The following is a 20,903-nucleotide window of genomic DNA, read 5'->3' as shown; positions in this document are numbered from 1 at the left end:
ACGCCTGGCCGCCGCGTGAGGAACCATTTCCGATGAAGTATCCGATGCACTGCCACATGGAAATCTCTCAGACCGCGCGGGGCGGCAGCTACCCGCAAGGTCTAGTAACTGATTGGGAATTGCTGGGGCCGGCGCGTCCTGAAAATCCGGAAGGGGCCGGCGCATGAGCAAGGGCAGAGGGCGAGGCCGGGGCCGCGGTGGACGCGACGAGGACAGGCGCCGGGGACGCGATGAAGATCGCAGCGAGAGTAGTGGCAGCGGGTCTGGTGGGGGCCGAAGCGATATTGAGTTTGAAGACAGCAATGTTGCAGGCAACAGCTCGTTCGACACGTTCAGCTGCAATGTCATCGATGAGAATTTCGACACGCCCGACAGGGTGCGCCCGGACAGACGCTTTTCGCGGGCCGGCGCCAACACGCTCAAACTCGAAATGTCCGACGGTGAGGATATCGAGTTCTGGAACTTCAAGGATGATGACGATTCCGATTCCAAGGATGAATTCCCATCCCGTCCGATCCGTGTGCGCGTCGGCGAGGTCGTCCATTCGGAGATCAAGGGCGAAAAGAACTCGCACACGATCCACCATCACGGCATCAATCCGACAACGTTCAATGACGGGGTCGGCCATACCAGTTTCGAGGTGAATGGCCGCTACACCTACCAGTTCCAGCCGCGCTATCCGGGCACACATTTCTACCATTGCCACAAGAATACGGTGCTGCATTTCGAAATGGGCATGTATGGCCTGCTCATCGTCGACCCGGCTTCGGGGCCGGGCAGCCTGCTCGATGGCGATCTGGAATACGATGTCGAAGCCTTCTGGATACCCGATGATGTCGACCCGAGATGGCGCGACCTCAACCATTCGGCGGGCCTTTGCAATGAAGATGCGGGGCTCAACGTGTTCCGGCCGAAATATTTCCTCATCACCGGCGTCGAGAACACGCGGACCAGGCGGCACCGCAAGGTCAGGGTCGATGCACGCGTCGGGGAGACCGTTCTCGTGCGCTTTCTGAATGCGAGCTATTCGGTTGTGCGCACCACGATCGAAGGTCTCGATGCCGAAGTTGTCGGCACCGATGGACGCATCCTCGGCGACCCGGACCGTCCATGGGCCCAGCCCTATACGATCCCGGCAGGCGAACCGTTTGAGACCGTCTCGGCGCAACGGCGCGACTTGTTCTTCCGCCCAACCGAGCCGGGTGAATACCGCGTACGGATGGAGTTTCATGACTGGATTACAGGCGAAATCCACGACAATGGGCGCGGCGTCGCCGAGACCGTCATACGGGTGAGAGCATGATGACACTCCTTTCCAGATCGGGCCTTGCCGCTGTCGGCGTACTTTTGGCTCCTCTCGCCGGGGCAGCCGATGATGCAGAAGGCACGTCCGGGCACGGTGGCCATGGCGGGCATGATTATGCGCCGCCAGCGCTCAGCGAACTCGGCGGGGCGATCGACATGGTCGACCAGTCGGGTCTTCCGTTCACGGAGGAAAACTTCCTCGGCCACTATTCGCTCGTCTATGCCGGATACATGGAATGCCTCGAAGCCTGCCCACTCGGCGTCGGCACGGTTCAGGCCGCTGCGGCGGCGCTCAGCGCATCCGGGCTCGAAACCGAAGCTGTGTTCATCGATATCCGCGCGCCGCGCCTCGACGACATGACGGGCGGCATGCATGGCCATGACAAGGACCATGCCTCGATGATGAAACCGGGCGCAGCCGGCATGCCGAAAACCGGGCCGGAAATCCGGCGCGAGGCCTTGGGTGAATGGGCAGAGGAAAAAGGCGGCAGTCTGCGCGTCCTGTCCGGCACACGCAAACAGGTGCGCGGTACGGTTCAGGCCTTCATGGTGCGCGCTGAGGCGAACATGGCGCGTAACGCAGAAGCCGGCCCGCGCCTCAACCACACCACCCATGTCTATCTGATCGGCCCGGACGGCGCGGTCAAAGACCTGTTCTACCATGACACGCCGCTGGACGAGATGGTGGCCGGCGTTGAGGCGGCCGCCGCGAAAGGCTGACGGGCGCAAGCCTGCCATCGCTTCTTTTCGTGGAACATTTCGTCTCGCTCGCGTATTGCTAGCGCGTAATGGTCCGCCGCGCGCTACTTCTGTTTCTTGTTCTGGGTTTCGCCAGCCTTGCAGCGCCCGCACTCGCGCAGGAGGAAGCTGACTCCCAGCCGGCCGATCCGATCGCGGCCGAGCGCGTCATTTCTGACGATGCGCTTGCCGCGCGGCTCACCGATATTTTCTCGGAGATAGACGGGCTGGAAGCCCTCACTGTCGATGTCACTTCTGGCGTCGTGTCGCTGTCCGGCACGGTGAGCCAGCAGGGAGACGGAGACCGGGCTGTCTCGATCGCGTCGCGGCTGGAAGGCGTCGTGACCGTCGAGGATTCGATCACCCGGTCGCTCGCCGTCGAGCAATCCATCTCGCCGGCCATCGAAAATATCAGATCGACGCTGGAGCGCACCTGGGAGGGCTTGCCCCTGCTCGGCCTTGCGCTCGCGGTTTTCCTGGTCATCGCCGTGATCGGCCATCTTATCGCAAGCTGGCGCGGGCTCTGGCGGCGTGTGGCCCCCAACCCGTTTCTCGCTGAAATCATCTCGCAGGCGATCCGCTTCATGGCCGTCGTGCTCGGTCTCGTCACAGCGCTCAACCTGGTTGGCGCAACCGCGCTGATGGGCGCGATCCTTGGCGGCGCGGGCGTTATCGGTCTCGCCATCGGTTTCGCGGTGCGCGACACGGTCGAGAACTACATCTCCTCAATCATGCTGAGCCTGCGCCAGCCCTTCCGCGCCAATGATCATGTCCTGATCAATGAACATGAAGGCAGGGTTGTCCGGCTCACCTCCCGCGCCACCATCCTCATGACGCTCGACGGCAATCACCTTCGCATTCCCAATGCGGCCGTCTTCAAGGCGATCATCCTGAACTATACCCGCAATCCGGAACGCCGGTTCGAATTCGAACTTGGCGTCGATGCAGAAGATGATCCGGTCGCGGCCATGGCGAGCGGGCTCGGCGCGATCAGCGCGCTCGATTTCATCCTCAAGGACCCCAAGCCTGATGCGCTCATCAAGGCGATTGGCGACAGCAATATCATTGTCAGATTCCTCGCCTGGGTGAACCAGTCCGACACCGAGTTTCACAAGGCCCGCAGCCTCGCCATCCGGGCCGCCAAGGACGCGCTGGAAGCCGACGGCTTTACCCTTCCCGAGCCCATCTACCGCCTGCGTTTCGACGGCAAGGTCCCGGCTCTGCTGACGCAATCAAGCGAAGAGGAGGCGGCCGCCCCTGCCTCCGACCCTGCCACCCCGACGACCCGCATCCCGTCAGCGAGTGATGCAGAGGCTGAAGCCAGCGTCCTCGATGTGCGCCCTGACGATTCGATCAGCGAAAAGGTCGACGAAGAACGCGCCCAGACCGGCGAAAAAGACCTCCTCGATGAGGGCCGCCCGGTGGAATAGAGCCAACGAGCTGCCTCATGGATGGCCGAACATGGCAGCGTCCGCTAGACCGGAACGATGACGGTGCCATCACCAGCAACCCAATCGGCGAAACGCGTCCTTCTGCTCGGCGCAAGCGGGACGATCGGCCAGGCGACAGCGCGGGCGCTCGTGGCGCGCGGGCATGACACTGTCTGCCTTGTGCGTCCGCAACCGGCCAGGACACCCCGCCACAGCCCCGAAGCGCTTGCCCGTAATCTGGAAGGAACGACGATCCGCGCGTGCGATGTCACAGACAAGGCAAGCCTCGAGCGGGACGGGTTTTGCGGCGAGGCGTTCGACGTCATCGTTTCCTGCCTGGCGTCGCGAACCGGCGAAAAGAAGGATGCCCAGCGCATCGATTATGAGGCCAACCTAAATGCGCTCGAGCTCGCCCCCACGGCCGGCGTGTCCCACATGGTCCTGCTATCGGCAATTTGCGTCCAGAAGCCGAAACTGGCCTTCCAGAAAGCCAAGCTCGCCTTTGAGGACGCGCTGAAAGGTTCGGGTATCGACTATTCCATTGTCCGACCGACAGCCTTTTTCAAATCGCTGACAGGCCTGGTGAAGCGCGTGAAGGCCGGCAAGCCCTATCTGGTGTTTGCCGATGGTGAGCTGACAGCCTGCAAGCCGATCAGCGACGACGATCTGGCAAATTTTATCGCAGACTGCCTGGAGAACGATGCGTACCATAACGCAATTCTGCCGATTGGCGGCCCCGGCGAGGCCATCACGCCGCGGGCGCAAGGCGAATACATGTTCTCGCTGCTCGGCCAACCGCCGAACATCAAACAGGTGCCGCCCGGCCTGCTGCTCGGCATCGCGAACGCGCTATCCCTCGTCGCCAAGGCTTATCCACCCCTCAAGGCGCGCGCCGAATATGCCCGTATCGGCCACTATTATGCGACCGAATCCATGCTGTTGCTGGATCCTGAAACAGCCAAATATAGCGCCGACCTCACGCCATCGACGGGCAAGGAAACGCTGTTTGAACACCTGGAAACCCTGCTGAAAACAGACCGGACGCCGGACGCCTAACGCTCGAGGCCAATCGACCTGACGCTCAGTGAAAAGGCGCCGTCGACCCCGTCCGCAATAATGAAACCAAGCTCATTGAGCTCTTCCGGCGCAAACGGAGCGGCCGGAACATCACGGCCAAACACGCCCGGGGCAAATTCCGAAAACGGAACCCGGACGCTGGTCCATTCCCCGGCCGGGCTTTGCGGGATCGGTGCCTGATAGGAGACAGACCGCCCCCTGAATTCTTCATCGGTCCGGGCAATCAGCCTGTAATCGCGCCCATCCGATTTCAAATGGAGAACAAAGGCTGTCGCGCCGTCCAGGGCGCCAGGCTCCATCTCTCGGCGAACCGATGAGAACCCGCCCCCATTCGTATTGATCGTACCAGAGAAGACCAGTTCGCCATTCTCGATAGCGCGTCCACCATTGGAGCGCCCGCCCATAACCGTGTCGTTGACCGTCCGCCACATCTCCGACTCCTCTGGCGCCTGGAATGAGAGGAGCGGGGCAGAGGAAGGATGTTCCGGAGAGGCGGCTGAGGGCATGGATGAAATCGCAGACAGGACTGTTAAGACGAGCGGGAGGGTGAAGCGTAGCACGGTTCTTGATACGCGCAGAAAGCGCGAGCGGATCAGTTGTGACGCGGCATGAGTTTGCCAAACCGGCCACAAGGTTCAGCGGGTCAGTTCGCTGATCGTGTCGAGATGGGAAGACGGATCGAGCCCCTGGGCGCTCAGCCAGTCCTCATTATAATAAGTGTCGAGATAGCGCTCGCCGCCATCGCAGATCAGCGTCGCGACACTCCCTGCCCGCCCGGCCTGGCGCATTTCGTCCATGATATGGAGCGCGGCCCAGACATTCGTGCCGGTCGAGCCCCCGCATTTGCGGCCAAGAATGCCTTCGAGCCAGTGGATGGTGGCGATGGAAGCGGCGTCCGGCACCTGGATCATCCGGTCGATGACCTGCGGCTGGAAGGAGGCTTCGACGCGGGGCCGGCCGATGCCCTCGATGCGCGAGCGCGTCTTCAGCGTGAGGGATGGATCGCGCGTCTCGAAATGATCGTAGAAAACCGAGTTCTCCGGGTCAGCAACGCAGAGACATGTCTTGGCCGACAGATCGGGCCGGTAGCGAATGTATCGCCCGATCGTCGCCGATGTCCCACCTGTCCCGGCGCTCATCACCACCCAGTCCGGCACCGGGTGGGCTTCTTCCGCCAGCTGCGCGAACAGGCTCTCGGCGATATTGTTGTTGCCCCGCCAGTCGGTCGCCCGCTCGGCATAGGTGAACTGGTCCATATAATGCCCGCCGCATTCAGCCGCGAGGCGCTCGGCCTCTGCATAGATGAGCGGCGCATCGACGGCATGGGTTTCCCCGCCATAGAAGCGGATCTGGTCGAGCTTGGATTTCGCCGTCCCGGTCGGCACCACGGCGATAAAGCGCAGACCGAGGATTTTTGCGAAATAGGCCTCTGAGACCGCCGTCGAGCCCGATGAGCTTTCGACAATAACTGTCTCGGGCCCGATCTTCCCATTGCACAGCCCATAGAGATAGAGCGAGCGCGCCAGCCTGTGCTTCAGGCTACCGGAGGGATGGATCGACTCGTCTTTCAGATAGAGGTGCTGGTCTTTAAAGCCCGGCAAGTCGACCCGGATCAGATGGGTATCGGCAGAGCGGTTGAAGTCCGCCTGGATCCGCCGCATCGCTTCTGCCGTCCAGAGCCGGTCAGTACACATATCCGCCATCGCCGCATTTCCCTCTGTATGGACCTGACCTCGCCAGTGGCAGGCGGTGCTTGACCTTGCAAGAGGCTTCGACCATCACGCGGTCCCATGATTATCGCAATCGATGGAACGCTCGCCTCCGGCAAAGGCACGATCGCGCGGCGTATAGCGGCCTGGTACGGCCTGCCCTATCTCGATACGGGCCGGCTCTATCGTGCAACGGGGGTTGCGGCGATACGCGCGGGGGTCAACCTCGAAGACGGCGACCTTGTGGCCGCCGTCGCGGCATCGCTCGACCTTAATGATTTCGAGGAGGAGGATTTGCGGTCGGCAGAAGCGGGCGTCGCTGCCTCGAAAGTGGCCGTCCTGCCCGAGGTTCGCGCCGCGCTGCTCGATCTCCAGCGTGCCTTTGCCAACCAGGCCGCAGGCGCCGTCCTCGATGGCCGGGACATCGGTACGGTGATCTGTCCGAACGCCGATGCCAAGCTCTGGATCGATGCCGATCTGGAGGTTCGCGCGCAGCGCCGCCACAAGGAGCTTACCGCGTCAGGCGACACGATCACGCTGGAGGACCTGACCCAGCAGCTGCGCGAGCGGGATGCCCGCGATGCATCCCGCAAGGATGCGCCGATGAAAAAGGCCGCAGACGCGGCCTTGATAGATACGACTCATCTGACTATAGACGCGGCTGTGGATAAGGCACGGTCCGAGATCGACATGATCCTGGCCCGAAAAGACTAGCAGGCTCTGGGGCGCAATCGCTCCAAATCCAAAAGCCCGCCTCTGCCTCGTCTGATTTTTCCTGACAGTGCGCTAACGCCAGCAATCCCGCTTGGCGTCCATAAACCCGCATTGGTCAGTTCCCTGGAGTAAATATGTCAACTGAAACCATGAATCCGAGCACCGACGACTTCGCAGCAATGTTCGAAGACTCGACCGGTGCCACAACCCTGCAGGAAGGCCGCGTGGTCCCTGCAACTGTCGTCGGCGTACACGGCGACCACCTGACGCTGGACGTCGGCCTGAAGGTCGAAGGCCGCGTGCCGATGAAAGAATTCCTCCTCGAGGACGAGCAGCCAAAACCAGGCGATATCGTCGAAGTCTATCTCGACCGTATCGAAAACCTGATGGGCGAAGCTGTTCTTTCGCGCGACAAGGCTCGCCGCGAAGAAAGCTGGATCAAGCTCGAGGACAGCCACAACAAGGACGAGCCTGTCAAAGGCGCGATCTCCGGCCGTGTCAAAGGCGGCTTCACCGTCGATCTCGGCGGCGTCAACGCCTTCCTTCCTGGCTCGCAGGTCGATATCCGTCCTGTCCGCGACGTTGGCCCGCTCATGGGCGAGGTCCAGCCGTTCCAGATCCTCAAGCTCGACCGCGCCCGTGGCAACATCGTTGTCTCGCGCCGTGCGATCCTTGAAGAGAGCCGTGCCGAACAGCGCGCTGAAATCGTCGATGCGATGAATGAAGGCGATACCCGCGAAGGCGTCGTCAAGAATATCACCGATTATGGTGCATTCGTTGACCTCGGCGGCATCGACGGCCTGCTGCACGTCACCGACATGAGCTGGAAGCGGATCAACCACCCAAGCCAGGTCGTCAATGTTGGCGACACGGTCAAAGTCCAGATAATCAAGATCAACCAGGACACCCAGCGTATCTCGCTCGGCATGAAACAGCTCGAGGCCGATCCCTGGGAAGGCGTCGAGAGCAAGTACATGGTTGGCACGCGTCTCAACGGCCAGGTCACGAACATCACCGATTATGGTGCCTTCGTTGAGCTGGAAGACGGCGTCGAAGGCCTGATCCACGTCTCTGAAATGAGCTGGACCAAGAAGAACGTCCATCCGGGCAAGATCGTCTCCACCTCTCAGGAAGTCATGGTCGAGGTTCTCGACGTTGATCCTGAGAAGCGCCGCATCTCGCTCGGCCTGAAGCAGACCCAGGACAATCCGTGGTCAGCGTTCATGGCAGAGCATCCGACCGGCACCGAAGTCGAAGGCGAAGTCCGCGGCATCACGGAATTCGGTCTTTTCGTCGGTCTCGGCCCGGAACTCGACGGCATGGTCCACATCAACGACATCGCATGGGACGTTCCCGGCGAGCAGGCGATTGCCAACTTCAACAAGGGCGACGTCGTCCGCGCGAAAGTGCTCGACGTTGATACCGAGAAGGAGCGTATCTCGCTCGGCATCAAGCAACTGGCTGGCGACCCGATGTCCGACATGGCCATGCGCCGCGGCGACATTGTCACCTGTACGGTCAGCGAAGTGACCTCTGGCGGCATCGAAGTGTCGTTTGGCGAACCTGCCATGACGGCCTTCATCCGCCGCTCGGATCTCTCGCGCGACCGTTCCGAACAGCGCCCTGAGCGTTTCTCGGTCGGTGACAAGATCGATGCCAAGGTGACCCAGCTCGACACCAAGTCGCGCCGTGTCTCCGTCTCGATCAAGGCCCTCGAGATCTCCGAAGAGCAGGAAGCTGTGAAACAGTACGGTTCTGCAGACAGCGGGGCATCGCTTGGCGATATCCTCGGAGCCGCTCTGGCAACCACCGATTCGGATGATGCCGACGAGGCCGAGGAAAAGCCGAAAGCCAAGAAGGCAGCCGCTAAGGCCAAGCCGGCAGAAGATGCCGAGAAGGCTGACGAAGCCGATGAGGCCGATGAGGCTGAAGCGAAGGCCGAGCCGGAAGCAGACGAGTCTGCCGACGATGAGGCTGAGGCAAAGGCAGACGAGAAGCCGGCCGCCAAGAAAAAGGCACCGGCAAAGAAGGCTGCCGCCAAGAAAACCACGGCTAAAAAGGCACCGGCAAAGAAAGCTGCGGCCAAGAAGCCCGCTGCCAAGAAAGCCGATAAAGGCGAATAAAACGCCGATTTTCTACAAAAAGTAGAAAATTACAAAAAAACAAGACTTGGTTTGGGGCGGAAACACTGGTTTTCGCCCCAAATTTCATTTATAAACAAAGTCATGCTCAGATCAGAACTTATTTCCCGGCTGGCTGACGAATATAGCCACCTCAAGCATGACGATCTCGAAAAGATCGTGGCCGTGATCCTGGATGAGATTGCCGACGCACTCGCCAGTGGTGACCGTGTGGAACTGCGCGGCTTCGGTGCCTTCTCGGTGCGCGAACGAAAACCGCGCGTTGGGCGTAATCCGCGCACCGGGGAAAAGGTTATGGTCGACGCAAAGTCGGTTCCCTTCTTCCGCCCTGGCAAGGAGCTTCGGGCCCGCGTGAATGGCGGCAAGGATCCCGAAGCACGCTAGAGGCGGCAAAAAACGCCCGTTCCCTTTCCCTTATCACAGGCTTGGCACCCCAATCGCGGGCATTCTTCCGGCTTTGGCCGGGCGGGCACGACCTGAACTTGTTTGGCATTGACGCAAAATAGGAACTGGCTGATGTTTTCGCGCGGTCAGTCAGGGCCGGTCCACATCTGGAGGGGTATATTTATGTTCAACGAATTCAAAGAGTTTGCCATGAAAGGCAACCTCGTCGACATGGCCGTCGGCTTTGTGATGGGCGGCGCGTTCGCCACGGTTGTTACCGCTTTCATTCAGGGCGTCTTCCTGCCGATCCTGGCCCCCGTCATGGGCGGGGTTGATCTGGCCTCGATCGCTTACACCGTCTCTCCGGCAGAAATCGGTGCTGACGGCGAAGTGATCAAGGAAGCTGCGGTGATCGAGCTTGGCAACTTCATCGCTGCTCTGATTTCCTTCATTATCGTCGCCTTCGTGATGTTCCTTATCATCAAGGGCATGAACCGCATGATCGCGAAAAAGGAAGAGGCGCCCGAGGAAGTCCCTGCCCCGCCGCGCCAGGAAGTTCTGCTCGAAGAAATTCGCAACCTGCTGGCCAAGCAGTCGTAATCTTTTAACCAATCCGCGCGACAAGACTCTCCAGTAGAGTTAGTTGCGTTTTGAGGGGCGGATTCTTTTTGGGTCCGCCCCTCTCAATTTCTGCAATTGGTGTTGGTGGGCCGCAGTGTGCAGCCATCGCAAATCTAGTATTCGTAGATTTCCCAGCCCGTCATCTCGATCGTGTAGGCCGCGTCCGCCAGCTCGGATTCCTGGGTCTGGGTGCGCAGCGTGCCTTCGATCCAGACCGCCTGTGAGAGGTCCTTCAACTGGATCTTGTCATCGGTCTTTACGAACACGGTCTGGTTCGGCGGCGGCGGCGGCGCGTGCAGGCAGGCGCCATAATAGGGCACGAGCAGGAATTCGCTGATCTGCGCGTCCTTGCCGTATTCGAACGGCACGGTGTAGCCCGGCAGGCGGATCTTCATGCCGTCCATATCCTTGACCACGTTGAACGTGCCGATCTGGATCGCCTGGTCGGCGGCAGAGCCTTCGGTCACGCCGGCGCCGGAATAGAGCATCGCCATCTGCGCCTGATACATTTCGGCGAGGCGCTCTTCCTCGCCCTCCGGCATCAGCTCTTCCCAGCCAATCTCCGTTACACCGCGAGCGGCGACTTCATCGGCCCTGGCTTTTTCGGCTGCGGCCGCTGCAGCAATAGTGTCGCCTGCCGCTTCGTCTTCCTCAGGCTCGGGAATGCGATCGCCGATCTGGGGGCCTTCGCCGCTCTCGGCCTTGGCCAGGACCGCATCGGCGGCGGCCTGCCTGTCGCTGTCGGAGGCCGTATCGACCGTTTCCGGCACAGTCGGATCAGGCGTGTCATCCTGCGGGCCGCCGCAGGCAGCAAGGGCGATGAGGCTAAGGGCGCTGGCGCTGAGTAGAAGTGTTTTCATGAGGTGTATATAGTATCGATCCTGCCGGGCATCCATGCCTTTTTTGCGCCATTTCTCCTAGAGCTTCACCGTCAGACCGTCTGCAAGCGAGCGGCGCAGCGCCGTCACGGCCGGGATGATGCCGATCAGGATGGCCGCGCCTGTCACGCCAAGCACCGTCCAGAGATCGATCATGGAAACACCAAGCCCCTGCAGCTGAACCCCGTAATTGGCCGACAGAACAGGCCCGGCGAGCGCCAGGCCGATCTGCACAAGCACCACGCCCAGCACCGCGCCAATCAGACCAAGAAGACCCGCCTCAGCTACCATGAGAAAGAAGATATGCCCCGGCCGCGCACCGGTTGCGCGCAGGATCGACATTTCCCGGCGGCGTTCATTGAGACTGGTAAGAATACTGGTCAGGACAGAGACCAGCCCCACCGCGATGACGAAGATCGACACCGCAATCAGCGCTCGTTCGACCACGCCAGTGACTTGCCAGAGCTCGGCCAGCGCGACTCCCGGGATGATGGCAAGCAGCGGTTCGCCCGGCTTGGTATTGAGCGCACGCTGGGTCGAAAGGATGGTGCCGCGCCGCTCAAGCCCGACAAACACCGCCGAAATCGTGCGCGGGGTCAGGTCGAAGCCGCGGATCATCTCTTCGGTGATCGTGTCGGCGAGCGGGTTCTTCGTGCCGCTTTCCCAGCCGACATGGATCGCCGTCATCCCTTCCAGCGATATATGCAGCGTCTGATCGACAGGCGTGCCCGTCTTCTCGAGGATGCCGGAGACAATAAACGGCCGGTTGTCATGATCGGTCAGGCCGCCTGCACCTAGCCCATGGGTCAGCACAATTTCGCTGCCGAGGCCATAATCGAGCGCGCCCGCCACATCGGCGCCGAGGACGGCATCGAAAACATCATCGCCCAAGTCGCCTTCGGCCAGAGCGAGGGATTGGCCGCCGCCATAGGCGTAATGGTCATAATAAGCCGCGTTCGTGCCCATCACCCGATAGCCGCGATGACTGTCACCGAGCGAGACCGGGACCGTCCAGGCGATATCGTCGCGCGCGGCGATCTCCTGATAGGTCGGCCAGCTGATCTCCGCCGTCGCATTACCGAGCCGGAAGACCGAATAGAGCAGCAGATTGATCTGCCCGGTTGGCGCACCGACGATCAGATCCGTGCCCGAAATCGTATTGTCGAAGCCGGCACGCGCGCCATTGCGCGCCTTGTCGACGCCGAGGAAGAGCGCGACAGACAGCGCCACGGCGAGCACCGTCAGCAGCGCCGATCCGCGACGGTTCATCAGGCTGCGCCAGGCAAGGCCGAGGATTCCGGTCACGCGGTCACCGTGGCTCGATTGAGCTTGGTCAAGTCGATGCTGCGGTCGAAATGGCTGGCGAGAGCGCCGTCATGGCTGACGAAAAGCAACGCCGCCCCAGAGCGGGTCGCCTCCTCGTTCAGCAGCGCGATGAAGCGGTCACGCGCATCGGCATCGAGCGCGGAGGTCGGCTCGTCAGCGATCAGGATATCAGGCCCGCCGATCAGGGCACGCGCCACGGCGACCCGTTGCTGCTGGCCGACCGAAAGCTCTGTCACCGGCCGGGCGAGCAGTTTCTCGTCGCTGAGGCCGAGCCGTCCAAGCAGCCTGCGGGCCTCTTCAGCCGATGTCCCGCCAGCTTCGGCCGCCTTGCGCCGCGCCGCCGAGAACCGGCAGGGCAGCGTCACATTCTGCAGCACAGAGAGATACGGCACGAGATTGAACATCTGGAAGATGACGCCGAGATGATCGGCGCGCAGCCTGTCCCTCGCGGCACCTGACAAGTCTGCCATATCCTCGCCGAGCACACTGACAGACCCCGCCTGAGGCTCCAGCACACCGGCGATCAGCCCGAGCAGGGTCGACTTTCCGGATCCGCTCGGACCGCGCAGGAAAAGCCGCTCTCTCGATGCCATTTCAAAGGAGGGAATATCGAGCAGTGGCGCGCTGGCGCCCGGCCATGCAAAGCGAAGCTCGCGGATCTTGATCACAGGCTCAGGCATTACAGCGGTCAAGGAATCTCCAGCGCGGCGTTCGACTGTGTCAGCTCTCTAACCGCCTGCTGTGTGTCGGAGACGAACACGGCATCGATCGAGGCAAGCCCCGGATAGTTGCCCATGTTCAAAAAGTCGATCCGCGCGAGTTCGCCCGGATTGTCGCAGGTGTAGACATGCTCGACCTCAAGCGCGCCATGCCCGCCGGAAAAATGCGTGCCTGACGATGTCATCTGCGGCACGCAATCTGCCGAGCGGTTGATCTCGACCAGGCTGCCGGGCGCCCTGAACGCCTCTTTCAGCGCATTGAGCGCCTCTGTCTGCTCTGGAGTTTCCGCCTCATGCTCGAAGCCGACCATCGACATCAGCGGCGCTTCGAAAGTGAGGGTCAGCGTCTCGCCATCGACGGCGGCGCTGAACACGGCCTTTCCATGCTCATGCGCTTCGAGGCGGCCGCCGGATGTGCCAGCTTCAAAGTCAGTGTGATCTTCTTCATCATTGGCGGCATCGATACCGGCCTCCTCATAAGCGTCCTCAGGCACCTCTTCAGCGGCCTGCGGATCGGTCTCCGGCGTCTCTGTCGGCGCCATTTCCTTGCCCTGACGCTCTGACGCCGGATCACAGGCCACAAGGGCGAGCGCGAGAAAAAGGGAAACCCCGATGAAACGTCTGGCCGCCATGATGTCATCTCCTCGCCGGCCGCCAAAAGAGACGGCTCTCGGTAAAAACAGGTCGCAATCGCCGGAATGAGATACTATAACGTCTCAAGCCGGACAATTGGCGTCTCAATTCGCTTGCTGCCTAAATTGCAGCGCAAGACTGACAAGGCAAACCCGAACACATGTGGTCATCCATCCAGGCACCGCTTTTTTTCGGCCTGATCGCTGCATTTTGCACGACAGTCGGGCTGATCGTGGTCGCCCAAAAGGCGCTGTGGAGCGAGCGGAATGCTTCGCTTTTCGGGCTGGCAGCCGCCGGCATGCTGACAACGCTGGCCTTCCTGCACATTATTCCCGAAGCGTTTCACTTCTCGTCCAGCGCGCCGATCTGGCTGGCAACCGGATTCTTTAGCGGGCTCCTTCTCAACAATACAGTCAAGGCGATCTTCCCCGAAAAGGACGGCGTGGCGCACAAGCATGAAGCGCTGACACCGATCTTCGCGATCGCTGTGCACTCCTTCATCGACGGCGTCATCTATTCGGTCACCTTCGCGGCGAGCTTTGCCTCCGGCGTCTATGCCGCGGTCGGTCTCACGCTGCATGAATTCCCGGAAGGCGTTATCGCTTTCGCAATCCTGCGCCGCTATGGTGTCAGCAATGTCAGAGCGTTCTGGCTGGCCTTTCTGGCAGCCGCAGCGACGACACCGCTTGGCGTGATTGTCTCAGGGCCATTCATGTATGGCCTCGACAATGAAGCCATCGGATCGCTGTTTGCCATCTCGGCGGGCTTGCTCATCTATGTGGCCACAGGCCCGTTGATGGCACCGCTGAGGGAAATGAAGCCGGTGCGCGGTCTGACGGCCATTGCCGCTGGCGTCGGTGCTGCAATCCTGCTCGCATTGGCGCCTATTCACGGCGGTGGGGGATCACACAGCCATGATGACGGCATGCTGCCCATGCCGGCGTCAGGTCATGCAGACGAGGGGTCGCATGAGGAAATACGCCGCAGCTGAGACAGGCCCGCGCCAGCTCGCCGTCTGGCGCCGGATCGGCCTTGTCCTGGTGCTTGGCCTGCTGGCACTGAGCCTGTTCCAGCAGATTGCCGCCGCCCATCCAGAAGACGAATTCTGCACGCCAGGCGGAGGCCTCGACCCCGAACTCTGCCGCGCGCTCTCGGAAATGGATCGCCCTGCAACAGCCGACACGTCTGCTGATGTCGCCCAGCCGACGCAATATACCGAAACCGAAACCGTGGATTTTGACCGGTCGGGCGTCAGCACCTTCTTCACCTATATCTCGATCGGCGTGCGCCACATCCTGCCGGGCGGGTATGACCATATCCTGTTCATCCTGGCTATCTTCCTGGCTTCGCCGCGCGTCAAACCGCTGCTGATCCAGGTTTCGGCCTTTACCGTGGCCCATACGTTGACCCTCGCCCTCGCGGCCGCAGGCGTCATCTCTCCGCCCGCCTCGATCGTCGAGCCGCTGATTGCCGCCACGATTGCCTTTGCCGCGTTCGAGAACATCCTGTTCGGCCGGATGACGCGGTTGCGGCCCATTCTGGTTTTCGGCTTCGGCCTGATTCACGGCATGGGCTTTGCCGGCTTCTTCGGCGAACTTGGCTTGCCCGCGGGCCAGTTCTGGAGCGCGCTGATCGGCTTTAATATCGGCGTCGAAATCGGCCAGCTCGCTGTGGTCGGCCTTGCTTTCGCCGCCTCACTCTATTTCCGCGGCGTCCTGAAACAGGCCTCGCGCATGGATCTCTACCGGCCCATGGTCGTCATCCCGGCATCGCTCGCGATTGGTGTGACCGGCCTGATCTGGACCTTCCAGCGTTTCTACGGTTAGCGCCCTGCGGCATCACACTTGCAGGCCTGCATGGTTATCTAAAGGTAACCCGCAGGAGCGCCCCCATGCGCAAACGGCTTCTTCGCTATCTCAGCGCCCTGATCGTCTCGCTCATCTGTACCTATAGCGGCCTGCAAAGGGTTGCCTTCGCCGACGAGGCACCGGTGCGAACGTGCGGGCTGTCTGATGTTTCAGTCTGGCAGATGCAGCTTGCCGATCCGCAGGAAGAGGCGAGCCCCGATTATGTCCAGCGCGTTACGGAAGACTTCATTGCCGCCTGCCCGAACCGGCCCGAAATCCCCGAAGCACACCGAATTGCAGCGCGCGCGGCTGCCTGGGACGACAAGCCGGAAGACGCGGCCCGCCATTTCGAACAGGCAGGCTATATCGCCGATGTCGACAGCCTTTTCATCTATGCCTCGGTTGAGCTTGCGCTGGGCGAACAGGCACACGCCTGGCAGCTTCGCGATGAGGCCATCGAGATCTGGCTCGCCCGGCTTGCCCGTCGCGGTGTCGCCGATGTCAGCATCGAAGAGGCTAAGGGAGGCGAGCTGATTTCGGTTCGCCTGCAGGCCGGCGACCCCCGCCAGCCGCGCTCCCATATCTGGATCGCGAGACCCAGCGGCGCCGGCTGGCCGTCCGCGCTGACCGTGTCAGCAGACCGCCAGCTCAACGCCCTACACAAATTGCGCGCTGGCGAGCACGCCGATGACCTCGCCTTCGTACGCCTTTATCGCTGCAGAGCGCGCCGGATGCTGGCGCGCACGACCGAACCGCTCAGCGACACGCAGATCGCAGCCGGCGCCCGGCTCGCGCTTAGCGCCTATCTCGCCGATCCCGACATTCCGTCATCAGGCGAGATTGAAAGCTGCGCCTTCGTCGAGCGTATCCTGCCGGACCTGTCAGCCGCGAGCGCCTTCGCCACCCAGTAGTTCAGCGCCTCAGCCTGCCTTGCGATAAGGCCTGATACCGCCCCCGCGCTTTCGATAGCGGCGCGGCGAATAGAGTTCGAGCGGGAAGAGCGCGATCTGGTCATCATTTGACGCGCCGGCCTCATCCGGCACGGCAGGGCGCCTCACTTCGCCCGGCATGTCAGCGCCGAAGAAGGGGTTTTCACCAGCGAGCTTCGAAAGCAGCCTGTCATCAAGATAGTTGGGCCTGTGGCACAGCTTCGGATCGTCGCCATTCATTGCCACCACCATCTGGTCTGGCGCCAGATCGCGGAAAATACCGGGATGGTCGACGCCGAGGATTTCAGCGGCGCCTTTCGCACTTCGCGCGCCCATCCGGCCGAACACCTGCACAGCCCGGCAGTTCGAGATCAGCGTCTCCCAGTCCGGGTAGAGCCGCTTGATCTGGGCTGCATCCTGCCAGAAACTCCAGGTGCGCACGCCATAGCCGCGCAAGAGCGTGAGCGCTGAGCGCAGCGGCTCGAATGTGCCAAGCTGGGCCGCCTCATCGATCAGGAAGAGCGTGTGCATGTCAGGCCGCTTGCGCCGGCGGCAGATCAGCGAGAACAGCGCCCCGACCCAGAGCCTCAGCACCGGACCATGCGATTTCAGCAAGTGCGGCGGCAGGACGAGATAGATCGTCATCGGGTCGCCGCGCGTTACCGCATTGATGTCGAAGGATGAGGTATAGAGGCTGTTCATCATCGACTCGCCGCGAAACACATCGAGCGCGTCAGCCGCGATAGACACGATCGACTGTCGCGTGCGTTCGGCTGGCCCGGACAGCCCGGCATGGGTGATCCGCACCTCCTTGTGCGAGGAGGTCTTCAGCGCCTCGATCACGGTTTCGTCGCCGCGCGAGGCCTTGTGCAGGATATCGCGCACCTTGATGAGGTTGTGATTGGGGCTCGTCAGGTCATGACAGGCGTGGAGGATGAGCCCTGTGATGAGCTGGGTTGCCCGGTTCGACCAGTAAGGATCATGCGTCAGCACCGGCGTGATCATGCTCGCCAGCATGGCGGCATCGTCGGTGCAATCGGCGAAGCATGGGTTCACGATCTCCATCGGATTGAAGCGCGAGGGCGCTTCGCCGCTGATCCCGAACGGGTCGATGACATGGACGTCCTGGCCCATTTCGCGGCGGCGCTCTGCTGTGACGGCCGCATTCTCCCCCTTCGGATCGATCACGATGACCGGGCCTTCATAGGTCAGCAGCGTCGGGATGATGCAGCTCACGCCCTTGCCGGAGCCGGTTGGCGCGATGGTCAGGGCGTGGCCGTCGCCGGACAGCTCCACCGGCTCGACGGGCGCTCTGTCCGCGTCATCTGCTGGCTGTGAAAACCCCATGCCCGTTGTCTGGTCAGACCGGGTCTGCCAGCCAAGAACAATGCTTTCTCCATCATGGTTGCTATAGGGGCTATATGAATGTGACAGGCTGTCGTTTCTCGACATGATAGGCGTCCTCCTGATTCCCGAACCTGTGGACAGGCTGGAACAAAGCGGGACCCCTAACAAGTGGTTAATTGGCCTTATAGGCGAATTCCATGGGGACGAATCGCGCCATAGAAAAAGCCTCCCGAACAGGGTGTCCGGGAGGCCTTAATCCTTATACGGAGAGGGCAAGTCTAACCGTCGCCCTGCTCGGTCACGTCAAAGCCGCGATTGCGCAGCAGCGGCTCGATCGTCGGGTCCGAGCCGCGGAAGTTGCGGTAAAGCTCATCAGCCTCGCGCAGGCCGCCGGACTCATACACCCAGCGCTTCAGTTTCGCGGCGAGTTCCGGATCGAATATGTCGCCGGTCTCCCTGAAGGCCTCAAACCCGTCCGCATCAAGAATTTCCGACCAGAGATAGGCGTAATAACCCGCCGAATAACCGCCCGCGAAGATGTGGCTGAAATAGTTCGAGCGATAGCGCGGCTCGATTTCCTCGATCAGGCCGTACTTGTCGAGCACGGACTTTTCAAAAGCGCGCGCATCCTCGATCGCCATGGCCTCATCATAGGACAGCATGTGCCAGTTGAGGTCGAGCAGCGAGGCGGCGACATATTCGGTCGTGCGAAAGCCCTGATTGTGGTTCGCCGCCTCGTTCATCCGTTCAATGAGCTCCAGCGGAATGGTCTCTCCGCTCTCGTAATGGGTGGCGTATGCTTCCAGCACTTCCGGCGCGCTTGCCCAATGCTCCAGAATCTGCGCCGGGAACTCTGTATAGTCGCGCGGGCCGTCAACGCCGGAAAAGTTCGAATAGCGGATCTGGGTCAGAAGCCCATGCAGGCCGTGACCAAATTCGTGGAACAGCGTCTCGACCTCGTCGAAGCGCATCAGCGTCGGCTGGCCTTCAGGCGGTTTGATCAGGTTGAGATTGTTGGTCACGATCGGGCGGATATCCTCGTCATTGATATCTGACGCGCCGCGATAAGTGCTCATCCAGGCGCCGCCGCGCTTGGAATCGCGGGCATACATGTCAGACATGAAGAGGCCGAGGAACTCGCCGGTTTCCGCGTCGGTCACCTCAAAAGAATTGACCACAGGGTTCCAGCCCTCGACGTCGACCGGCTCGATCTCGATATCGAACAGGCGGCTCGCCACATCGAACGCGCCCTGCTGGACAGCGCCAAGCTCGAAATACGGCTTCAGCGCATTGTCGTCGAAGGCGTATTTGTCCTGGCGGACTTTTTCTGAATAGTGCCACCAGTCATGGCCTGCGATCGTGAACTCGTCGCCGACCATGTCCTGCATGGCCGCGCGTTCGGCCTTGGCCTGCGCCAGGCCGGGGCGCCAGACGCGCAGCAGGAATTCCTCGGCGCCTTCCGGCGTCTTCGCCATATTCGTCTCAAGCACATAGGCCGCATGGTTCGGATAGCCCATCAGCGCGGCGCGCTTGGCGCGGAGCTGGGCAATCTCGATCGCGATCGGGCCATTGTCGAACTCGCCTTCGGAGGCGCGCAGGCGGTAGCCGTCGAACATCTTCTTGCGAAGCTCGCGATTCTCGGACTGCGTCATGAAGGTCTCGTAGACCGACCGGTCGACGGTCAGCAGCCATGTGTCCTGGTCGCCGTCCATCCTTATGGCGTCCTTGAAGTCCTGCGACAGGCCGGCAAGCTCTGCCTCATCGGTCACCTCGATGCGGAACGCCTTTGTGGAGCGCAGCAGGTTCTGGCCGAACTCGGTCGTCAGCGAGGAAATCTGCGAATTGATGTCGGCGACCTGGTCCTTCACATCCTCCGACAGGTCTGCGCCGGCGCGCGTAAACTGGCGGTGGGTCAGCTCCAGCAGCCGGGCATCCTGCTCGTCGAGCCCGAGCGTATCGCGCTCTTCATATACCGCTTTCACACGCTGCCAGAGCGCGTCATTGAACACGATCGCATCGGTTTCGCGTGTGACCATCGGATAGATGATGCCTTCCAGCTCCCGCAGGCGGTCATTGGTGTCTGTGCCGGTGATATTGCCGAAGGTGCGCAGCGTGCGTTCCAGGGTCGAGCCGGCCTCGTCCAGAGCGACGATCGTATTCTGGAAGCTCGCCTCTTCCTCGCTGGCGCTGATCGTGTCGATCTCTGCGCGCAGATCCAGAATGCCCTTCTTGACGGCGGGCAGATAATCCTCGTCACCGATGTCGCTGAACGGCGGGACACCGAACTCTGTGTCCCAGTCTTCAAGAAACGGATTTCCCTCAAGCTCGTCTTCATCCACCGAAATCTCCTGGAGCGCTCCCGGCTCGGCGGTGGACGCTTCTGCCGCCGCTCCGGCAGGCGTGTCGGCTTCAAGATTTGCGTCTGTGGTCGCCGAATCGGCCGGGGCCGTATCGCCCGCCGTGTCTGCAGGGCTGCAGGCGCCAATCGCAAGGGCGAGGACTGCTGCACTGCCCATGAGAAGAGTCTTGCGGGTCATGTCGATCCTTTCAGGAGTGATCTGGGAAAGATGAATTTGGCGAGATATTTGTCGATAAACGGCAAGACTGTCCAGTGTTACGACTGTCATCTTCAAAACATGCCTGACTGCCGCCAGGGTGAGCGACGGCGGCCCACGCGGAGCGCGCGGCCCCTCAGACTTTGAGCGTCCCGTTCCACGCCGTCACATTCATTGGCGCGTCGAGGGCCGTCATGTCGAGCGAGACCTTGCCGCCCGCCGCCTCGACCAGCGCGCAGCCAGCCGCGATGTCCCACAGCATGGAGCCCTGCTCGCGATAGCAATCGGCCCGTCCGGCAGCGACATAGGCGGCCGCGAGGGCCGCTGTGCCGATCATGCGGATCTTCTTCCAGCTGGCAAAGTCGCGCGCCATGGTGCTAAGTGCCTCATCGGAGAAATCGGCGCGCACCGGAAAGCCGGTCATCAGCGTGGCGCGGCCGCGGTCGGAGACGTCCGACACGGTCATCGGCGCCCCGTTCAGGGTTGCCCCCGCGCCGACAATGCCGGCAAACATCTCATCACGGAAGAAGTCGTAGACGACACCGAGAAC

General features: G+C 61.5%; 19 protein-coding genes and 1 pseudogene. 11 read left to right on the top strand and 9 right to left on the bottom strand.

Going from position 1 to position 20,903, the window contains the following annotated elements; genetic code table 11:
• The first annotated feature begins 163 nt into the window (after window positions 1-163).
• From WA989_RS07040 to WA989_RS07025, 4 genes are all read left to right on the top strand, one after another.
• Window positions 164-1,303 (top strand): multicopper oxidase domain-containing protein, encoded by a 1,140-nt coding sequence (locus WA989_RS07040; protein WP_424339793.1) that lies wholly within the window; start codon window positions 164-166, stop codon window positions 1,301-1,303.
• A complete protein-coding gene (locus WA989_RS07035) occupies window positions 1,303-2,025 on the top strand; it encodes an SCO family protein (protein ID WP_424339792.1) in 723 nt (240 codons plus the stop codon). The genes WA989_RS07040 and WA989_RS07035 overlap by 1 nt, the downstream gene beginning before the upstream one ends.
• A gap of 68 nt (window positions 2,026-2,093) precedes the next feature.
• Window positions 2,094-3,473, top strand: a complete 1,380-nt coding sequence (locus WA989_RS07030) for a mechanosensitive ion channel domain-containing protein (protein WP_424339791.1) — start codon at window positions 2,094-2,096, stop codon at window positions 3,471-3,473.
• 57 nt (window positions 3,474-3,530) lie between these two features.
• Window positions 3,531-4,529 (top strand): NAD(P)H-binding protein, encoded by a 999-nt coding sequence (locus WA989_RS07025; protein WP_424339790.1) that lies wholly within the window; start codon window positions 3,531-3,533, stop codon window positions 4,527-4,529.
• On the opposite strand, the gene WA989_RS07020 is transcribed toward WA989_RS07025, so the two are convergent.
• Together WA989_RS07020 and WA989_RS07015 are read right to left on the bottom strand one after the other, a co-directional pair.
• Complete coding sequence (locus WA989_RS07020) at window positions 4,526-5,056, bottom strand: CIA30 family protein (protein WP_424339789.1); 531 nt, start codon at window positions 5,054-5,056, stop codon at window positions 4,526-4,528. The genes WA989_RS07025 and WA989_RS07020 overlap by 4 nt on opposite strands.
• A gap of 129 nt (window positions 5,057-5,185) precedes the next feature.
• Window positions 5,186-6,253 carry a PLP-dependent cysteine synthase family protein gene (locus WA989_RS07015; RefSeq protein ID WP_424339788.1) on the bottom strand — a complete coding sequence of 356 codons (1,068 nt, stop codon included), beginning with the start codon at window positions 6,251-6,253 and terminating at the stop codon, window positions 5,186-5,188.
• Window positions 6,254-6,340: 87 nt separating this feature from the next.
• On the opposite strand from WA989_RS07015, the gene cmk reads away from it, so the two are divergent.
• From cmk to mscL, 4 genes and pseudogenes are all read left to right on the top strand, one after another.
• Window positions 6,341-6,973: a (d)CMP kinase gene (gene cmk / locus WA989_RS07010; RefSeq protein ID WP_424339787.1), complete on the top strand. Its 633-nt coding sequence runs from the start codon at window positions 6,341-6,343 to the stop codon at window positions 6,971-6,973.
• Window positions 6,974-7,107: 134 nt separating this feature from the next.
• Window positions 7,108-8,796, top strand: a pseudogene (gene rpsA, locus WA989_RS07005) (30S ribosomal protein S1); the annotation flags it as partial.
• Window positions 8,797-9,198: 402 nt separating this feature from the next.
• Window positions 9,199-9,498: an integration host factor subunit beta gene (locus WA989_RS07000; RefSeq protein WP_424339786.1), complete on the top strand. Its 300-nt coding sequence runs from the start codon at window positions 9,199-9,201 to the stop codon at window positions 9,496-9,498.
• Between the two features lie 177 nt (window positions 9,499-9,675).
• Window positions 9,676-10,098 carry a large conductance mechanosensitive channel protein MscL gene (gene mscL / locus WA989_RS06995; protein ID WP_424339795.1) on the top strand — a complete coding sequence of 141 codons (423 nt, stop codon included), beginning with the start codon at window positions 9,676-9,678 and terminating at the stop codon, window positions 10,096-10,098.
• Window positions 10,099-10,232: 134 nt separating this feature from the next.
• On the opposite strand, the gene WA989_RS06990 is transcribed toward mscL, so the two are convergent.
• From WA989_RS06990 to WA989_RS06975, 4 genes are read right to left on the bottom strand one after another with little or no spacing between them, the layout of a single operon-like run.
• Window positions 10,233-10,979, bottom strand: a complete 747-nt coding sequence (locus tag WA989_RS06990; RefSeq protein ID WP_424339785.1) for a DUF3299 domain-containing protein — start codon at window positions 10,977-10,979, stop codon at window positions 10,233-10,235.
• Between the two features lie 57 nt (window positions 10,980-11,036).
• Window positions 11,037-12,266, bottom strand: a complete 1,230-nt coding sequence (locus WA989_RS06985) for an ABC transporter permease (RefSeq protein ID WP_424339784.1) — start codon at window positions 12,264-12,266, stop codon at window positions 11,037-11,039.
• A 32-nt stretch (window positions 12,267-12,298) separates the two neighbouring features.
• Window positions 12,299-13,003: an ABC transporter ATP-binding protein gene (locus WA989_RS06980; protein WP_424339794.1), complete on the bottom strand. Its 705-nt coding sequence runs from the start codon at window positions 13,001-13,003 to the stop codon at window positions 12,299-12,301.
• A gap of 8 nt (window positions 13,004-13,011) precedes the next feature.
• Window positions 13,012-13,674 (bottom strand): ZrgA family zinc uptake protein, encoded by a 663-nt coding sequence (locus WA989_RS06975; RefSeq protein WP_424339783.1) that lies wholly within the window; start codon window positions 13,672-13,674, stop codon window positions 13,012-13,014.
• A gap of 161 nt (window positions 13,675-13,835) precedes the next feature.
• On the opposite strand from WA989_RS06975, the gene WA989_RS06970 reads away from it, so the two are divergent.
• The 3 genes from WA989_RS06970 to WA989_RS06960 all read left to right on the top strand — a co-directional run bounded on the left by WA989_RS06970 (window position 13,836) and on the right by WA989_RS06960 (window position 16,433).
• Window positions 13,836-14,666, top strand: a complete 831-nt coding sequence (locus WA989_RS06970; RefSeq protein ID WP_424339782.1) for a ZIP family metal transporter — start codon at window positions 13,836-13,838, stop codon at window positions 14,664-14,666.
• The gene (locus WA989_RS06965) at window positions 14,644-15,501 is read left to right on the top strand and encodes a HupE/UreJ family protein (protein ID WP_424339781.1); all 858 of its coding nucleotides are present in this window, start codon (window positions 14,644-14,646) and stop codon (window positions 15,499-15,501) included. Before WA989_RS06970 ends, WA989_RS06965 begins: the two co-directional genes overlap by 23 nt.
• Before the next feature lie 65 nt (window positions 15,502-15,566).
• Entirely contained in the window at window positions 15,567-16,433 is an 867-nt protein-coding gene (locus WA989_RS06960) for a hypothetical protein (RefSeq protein ID WP_424339780.1), read from the top strand.
• Between the two features lie 9 nt (window positions 16,434-16,442).
• On the opposite strand, the gene WA989_RS06955 is transcribed toward WA989_RS06960, so the two are convergent.
• The 3 genes from WA989_RS06955 to WA989_RS06945 form a co-directional block, all read right to left on the bottom strand.
• Window positions 16,443-17,903 (bottom strand): type IV secretory system conjugative DNA transfer family protein, encoded by a 1,461-nt coding sequence (locus tag WA989_RS06955; protein ID WP_424339779.1) that lies wholly within the window; start codon window positions 17,901-17,903, stop codon window positions 16,443-16,445.
• A 173-nt stretch (window positions 17,904-18,076) separates the two neighbouring features.
• On the bottom strand, window positions 18,077-20,335 hold the full coding sequence (locus WA989_RS06950) for a M3 family metallopeptidase (protein WP_424339778.1): 2,259 nt from the start codon (window positions 20,333-20,335) through the stop codon (window positions 18,077-18,079).
• A 154-nt stretch (window positions 20,336-20,489) separates the two neighbouring features.
• A partial coding sequence (locus WA989_RS06945) for an inositol monophosphatase family protein (protein WP_424339777.1) occupies window positions 20,490-20,903 on the bottom strand: 414 nt, incomplete at its 5' end.

Origin of the sequence: Henriciella sp., from assembly GCF_049649345.1 — a bacterium.
In the GTDB taxonomy this organism is placed as follows: domain Bacteria; phylum Pseudomonadota; class Alphaproteobacteria; order Caulobacterales; family Hyphomonadaceae; genus Henriciella.
The sequence above is the reverse complement of the archived record's forward strand: the minus strand, read 5'-3'. Positions and strand labels throughout refer to the sequence as shown.

Coding starts and splice junctions, on each gene's coding strand:
- WA989_RS07025 (WP_424339790.1), top strand. CDS start 3,531: ATGACGGTGCCATCACCAGCAACCCAATCGGCGAAACGCGTCCTTCTG.
- WA989_RS06975 (WP_424339783.1), bottom strand. CDS start 13,674: ATGGCGGCCAGACGTTTCATCGGGGTTTCCCTTTTTCTCGCGCTCGCC.
- WA989_RS06970 (WP_424339782.1), top strand. CDS start 13,836: ATGTGGTCATCCATCCAGGCACCGCTTTTTTTCGGCCTGATCGCTGCA.
- WA989_RS07015 (WP_424339788.1), bottom strand. CDS start 6,253: ATGGCGGATATGTGTACTGACCGGCTCTGGACGGCAGAAGCGATGCGG.
- WA989_RS07000 (WP_424339786.1), top strand. CDS start 9,199: ATGCTCAGATCAGAACTTATTTCCCGGCTGGCTGACGAATATAGCCAC.
- WA989_RS07035 (WP_424339792.1), top strand. CDS start 1,303: ATGACACTCCTTTCCAGATCGGGCCTTGCCGCTGTCGGCGTACTTTTG.
- WA989_RS06985 (WP_424339784.1), bottom strand. CDS start 12,266: ATGAACCGTCGCGGATCGGCGCTGCTGACGGTGCTCGCCGTGGCGCTG.
- cmk (WP_424339787.1), top strand. CDS start 6,341: ATGATTATCGCAATCGATGGAACGCTCGCCTCCGGCAAAGGCACGATC.
- WA989_RS06950 (WP_424339778.1), bottom strand. CDS start 20,335: ATGACCCGCAAGACTCTTCTCATGGGCAGTGCAGCAGTCCTCGCCCTT.
- WA989_RS06955 (WP_424339779.1), bottom strand. CDS start 17,903: ATGTCGAGAAACGACAGCCTGTCACATTCATATAGCCCCTATAGCAAC.
- WA989_RS06965 (WP_424339781.1), top strand. CDS start 14,644: ATGAGGAAATACGCCGCAGCTGAGACAGGCCCGCGCCAGCTCGCCGTC.
- WA989_RS07030 (WP_424339791.1), top strand. CDS start 2,094: ATGGTCCGCCGCGCGCTACTTCTGTTTCTTGTTCTGGGTTTCGCCAGC.
- WA989_RS07020 (WP_424339789.1), bottom strand. CDS start 5,056: ATGCCCTCAGCCGCCTCTCCGGAACATCCTTCCTCTGCCCCGCTCCTC.
- WA989_RS06990 (WP_424339785.1), bottom strand. CDS start 10,979: ATGAAAACACTTCTACTCAGCGCCAGCGCCCTTAGCCTCATCGCCCTT.
- WA989_RS06980 (WP_424339794.1), bottom strand. CDS start 13,003: ATGCCTGAGCCTGTGATCAAGATCCGCGAGCTTCGCTTTGCATGGCCG.
- WA989_RS07040 (WP_424339793.1), top strand. CDS start 164: ATGAGCAAGGGCAGAGGGCGAGGCCGGGGCCGCGGTGGACGCGACGAG.
- WA989_RS06960 (WP_424339780.1), top strand. CDS start 15,567: ATGCGCAAACGGCTTCTTCGCTATCTCAGCGCCCTGATCGTCTCGCTC.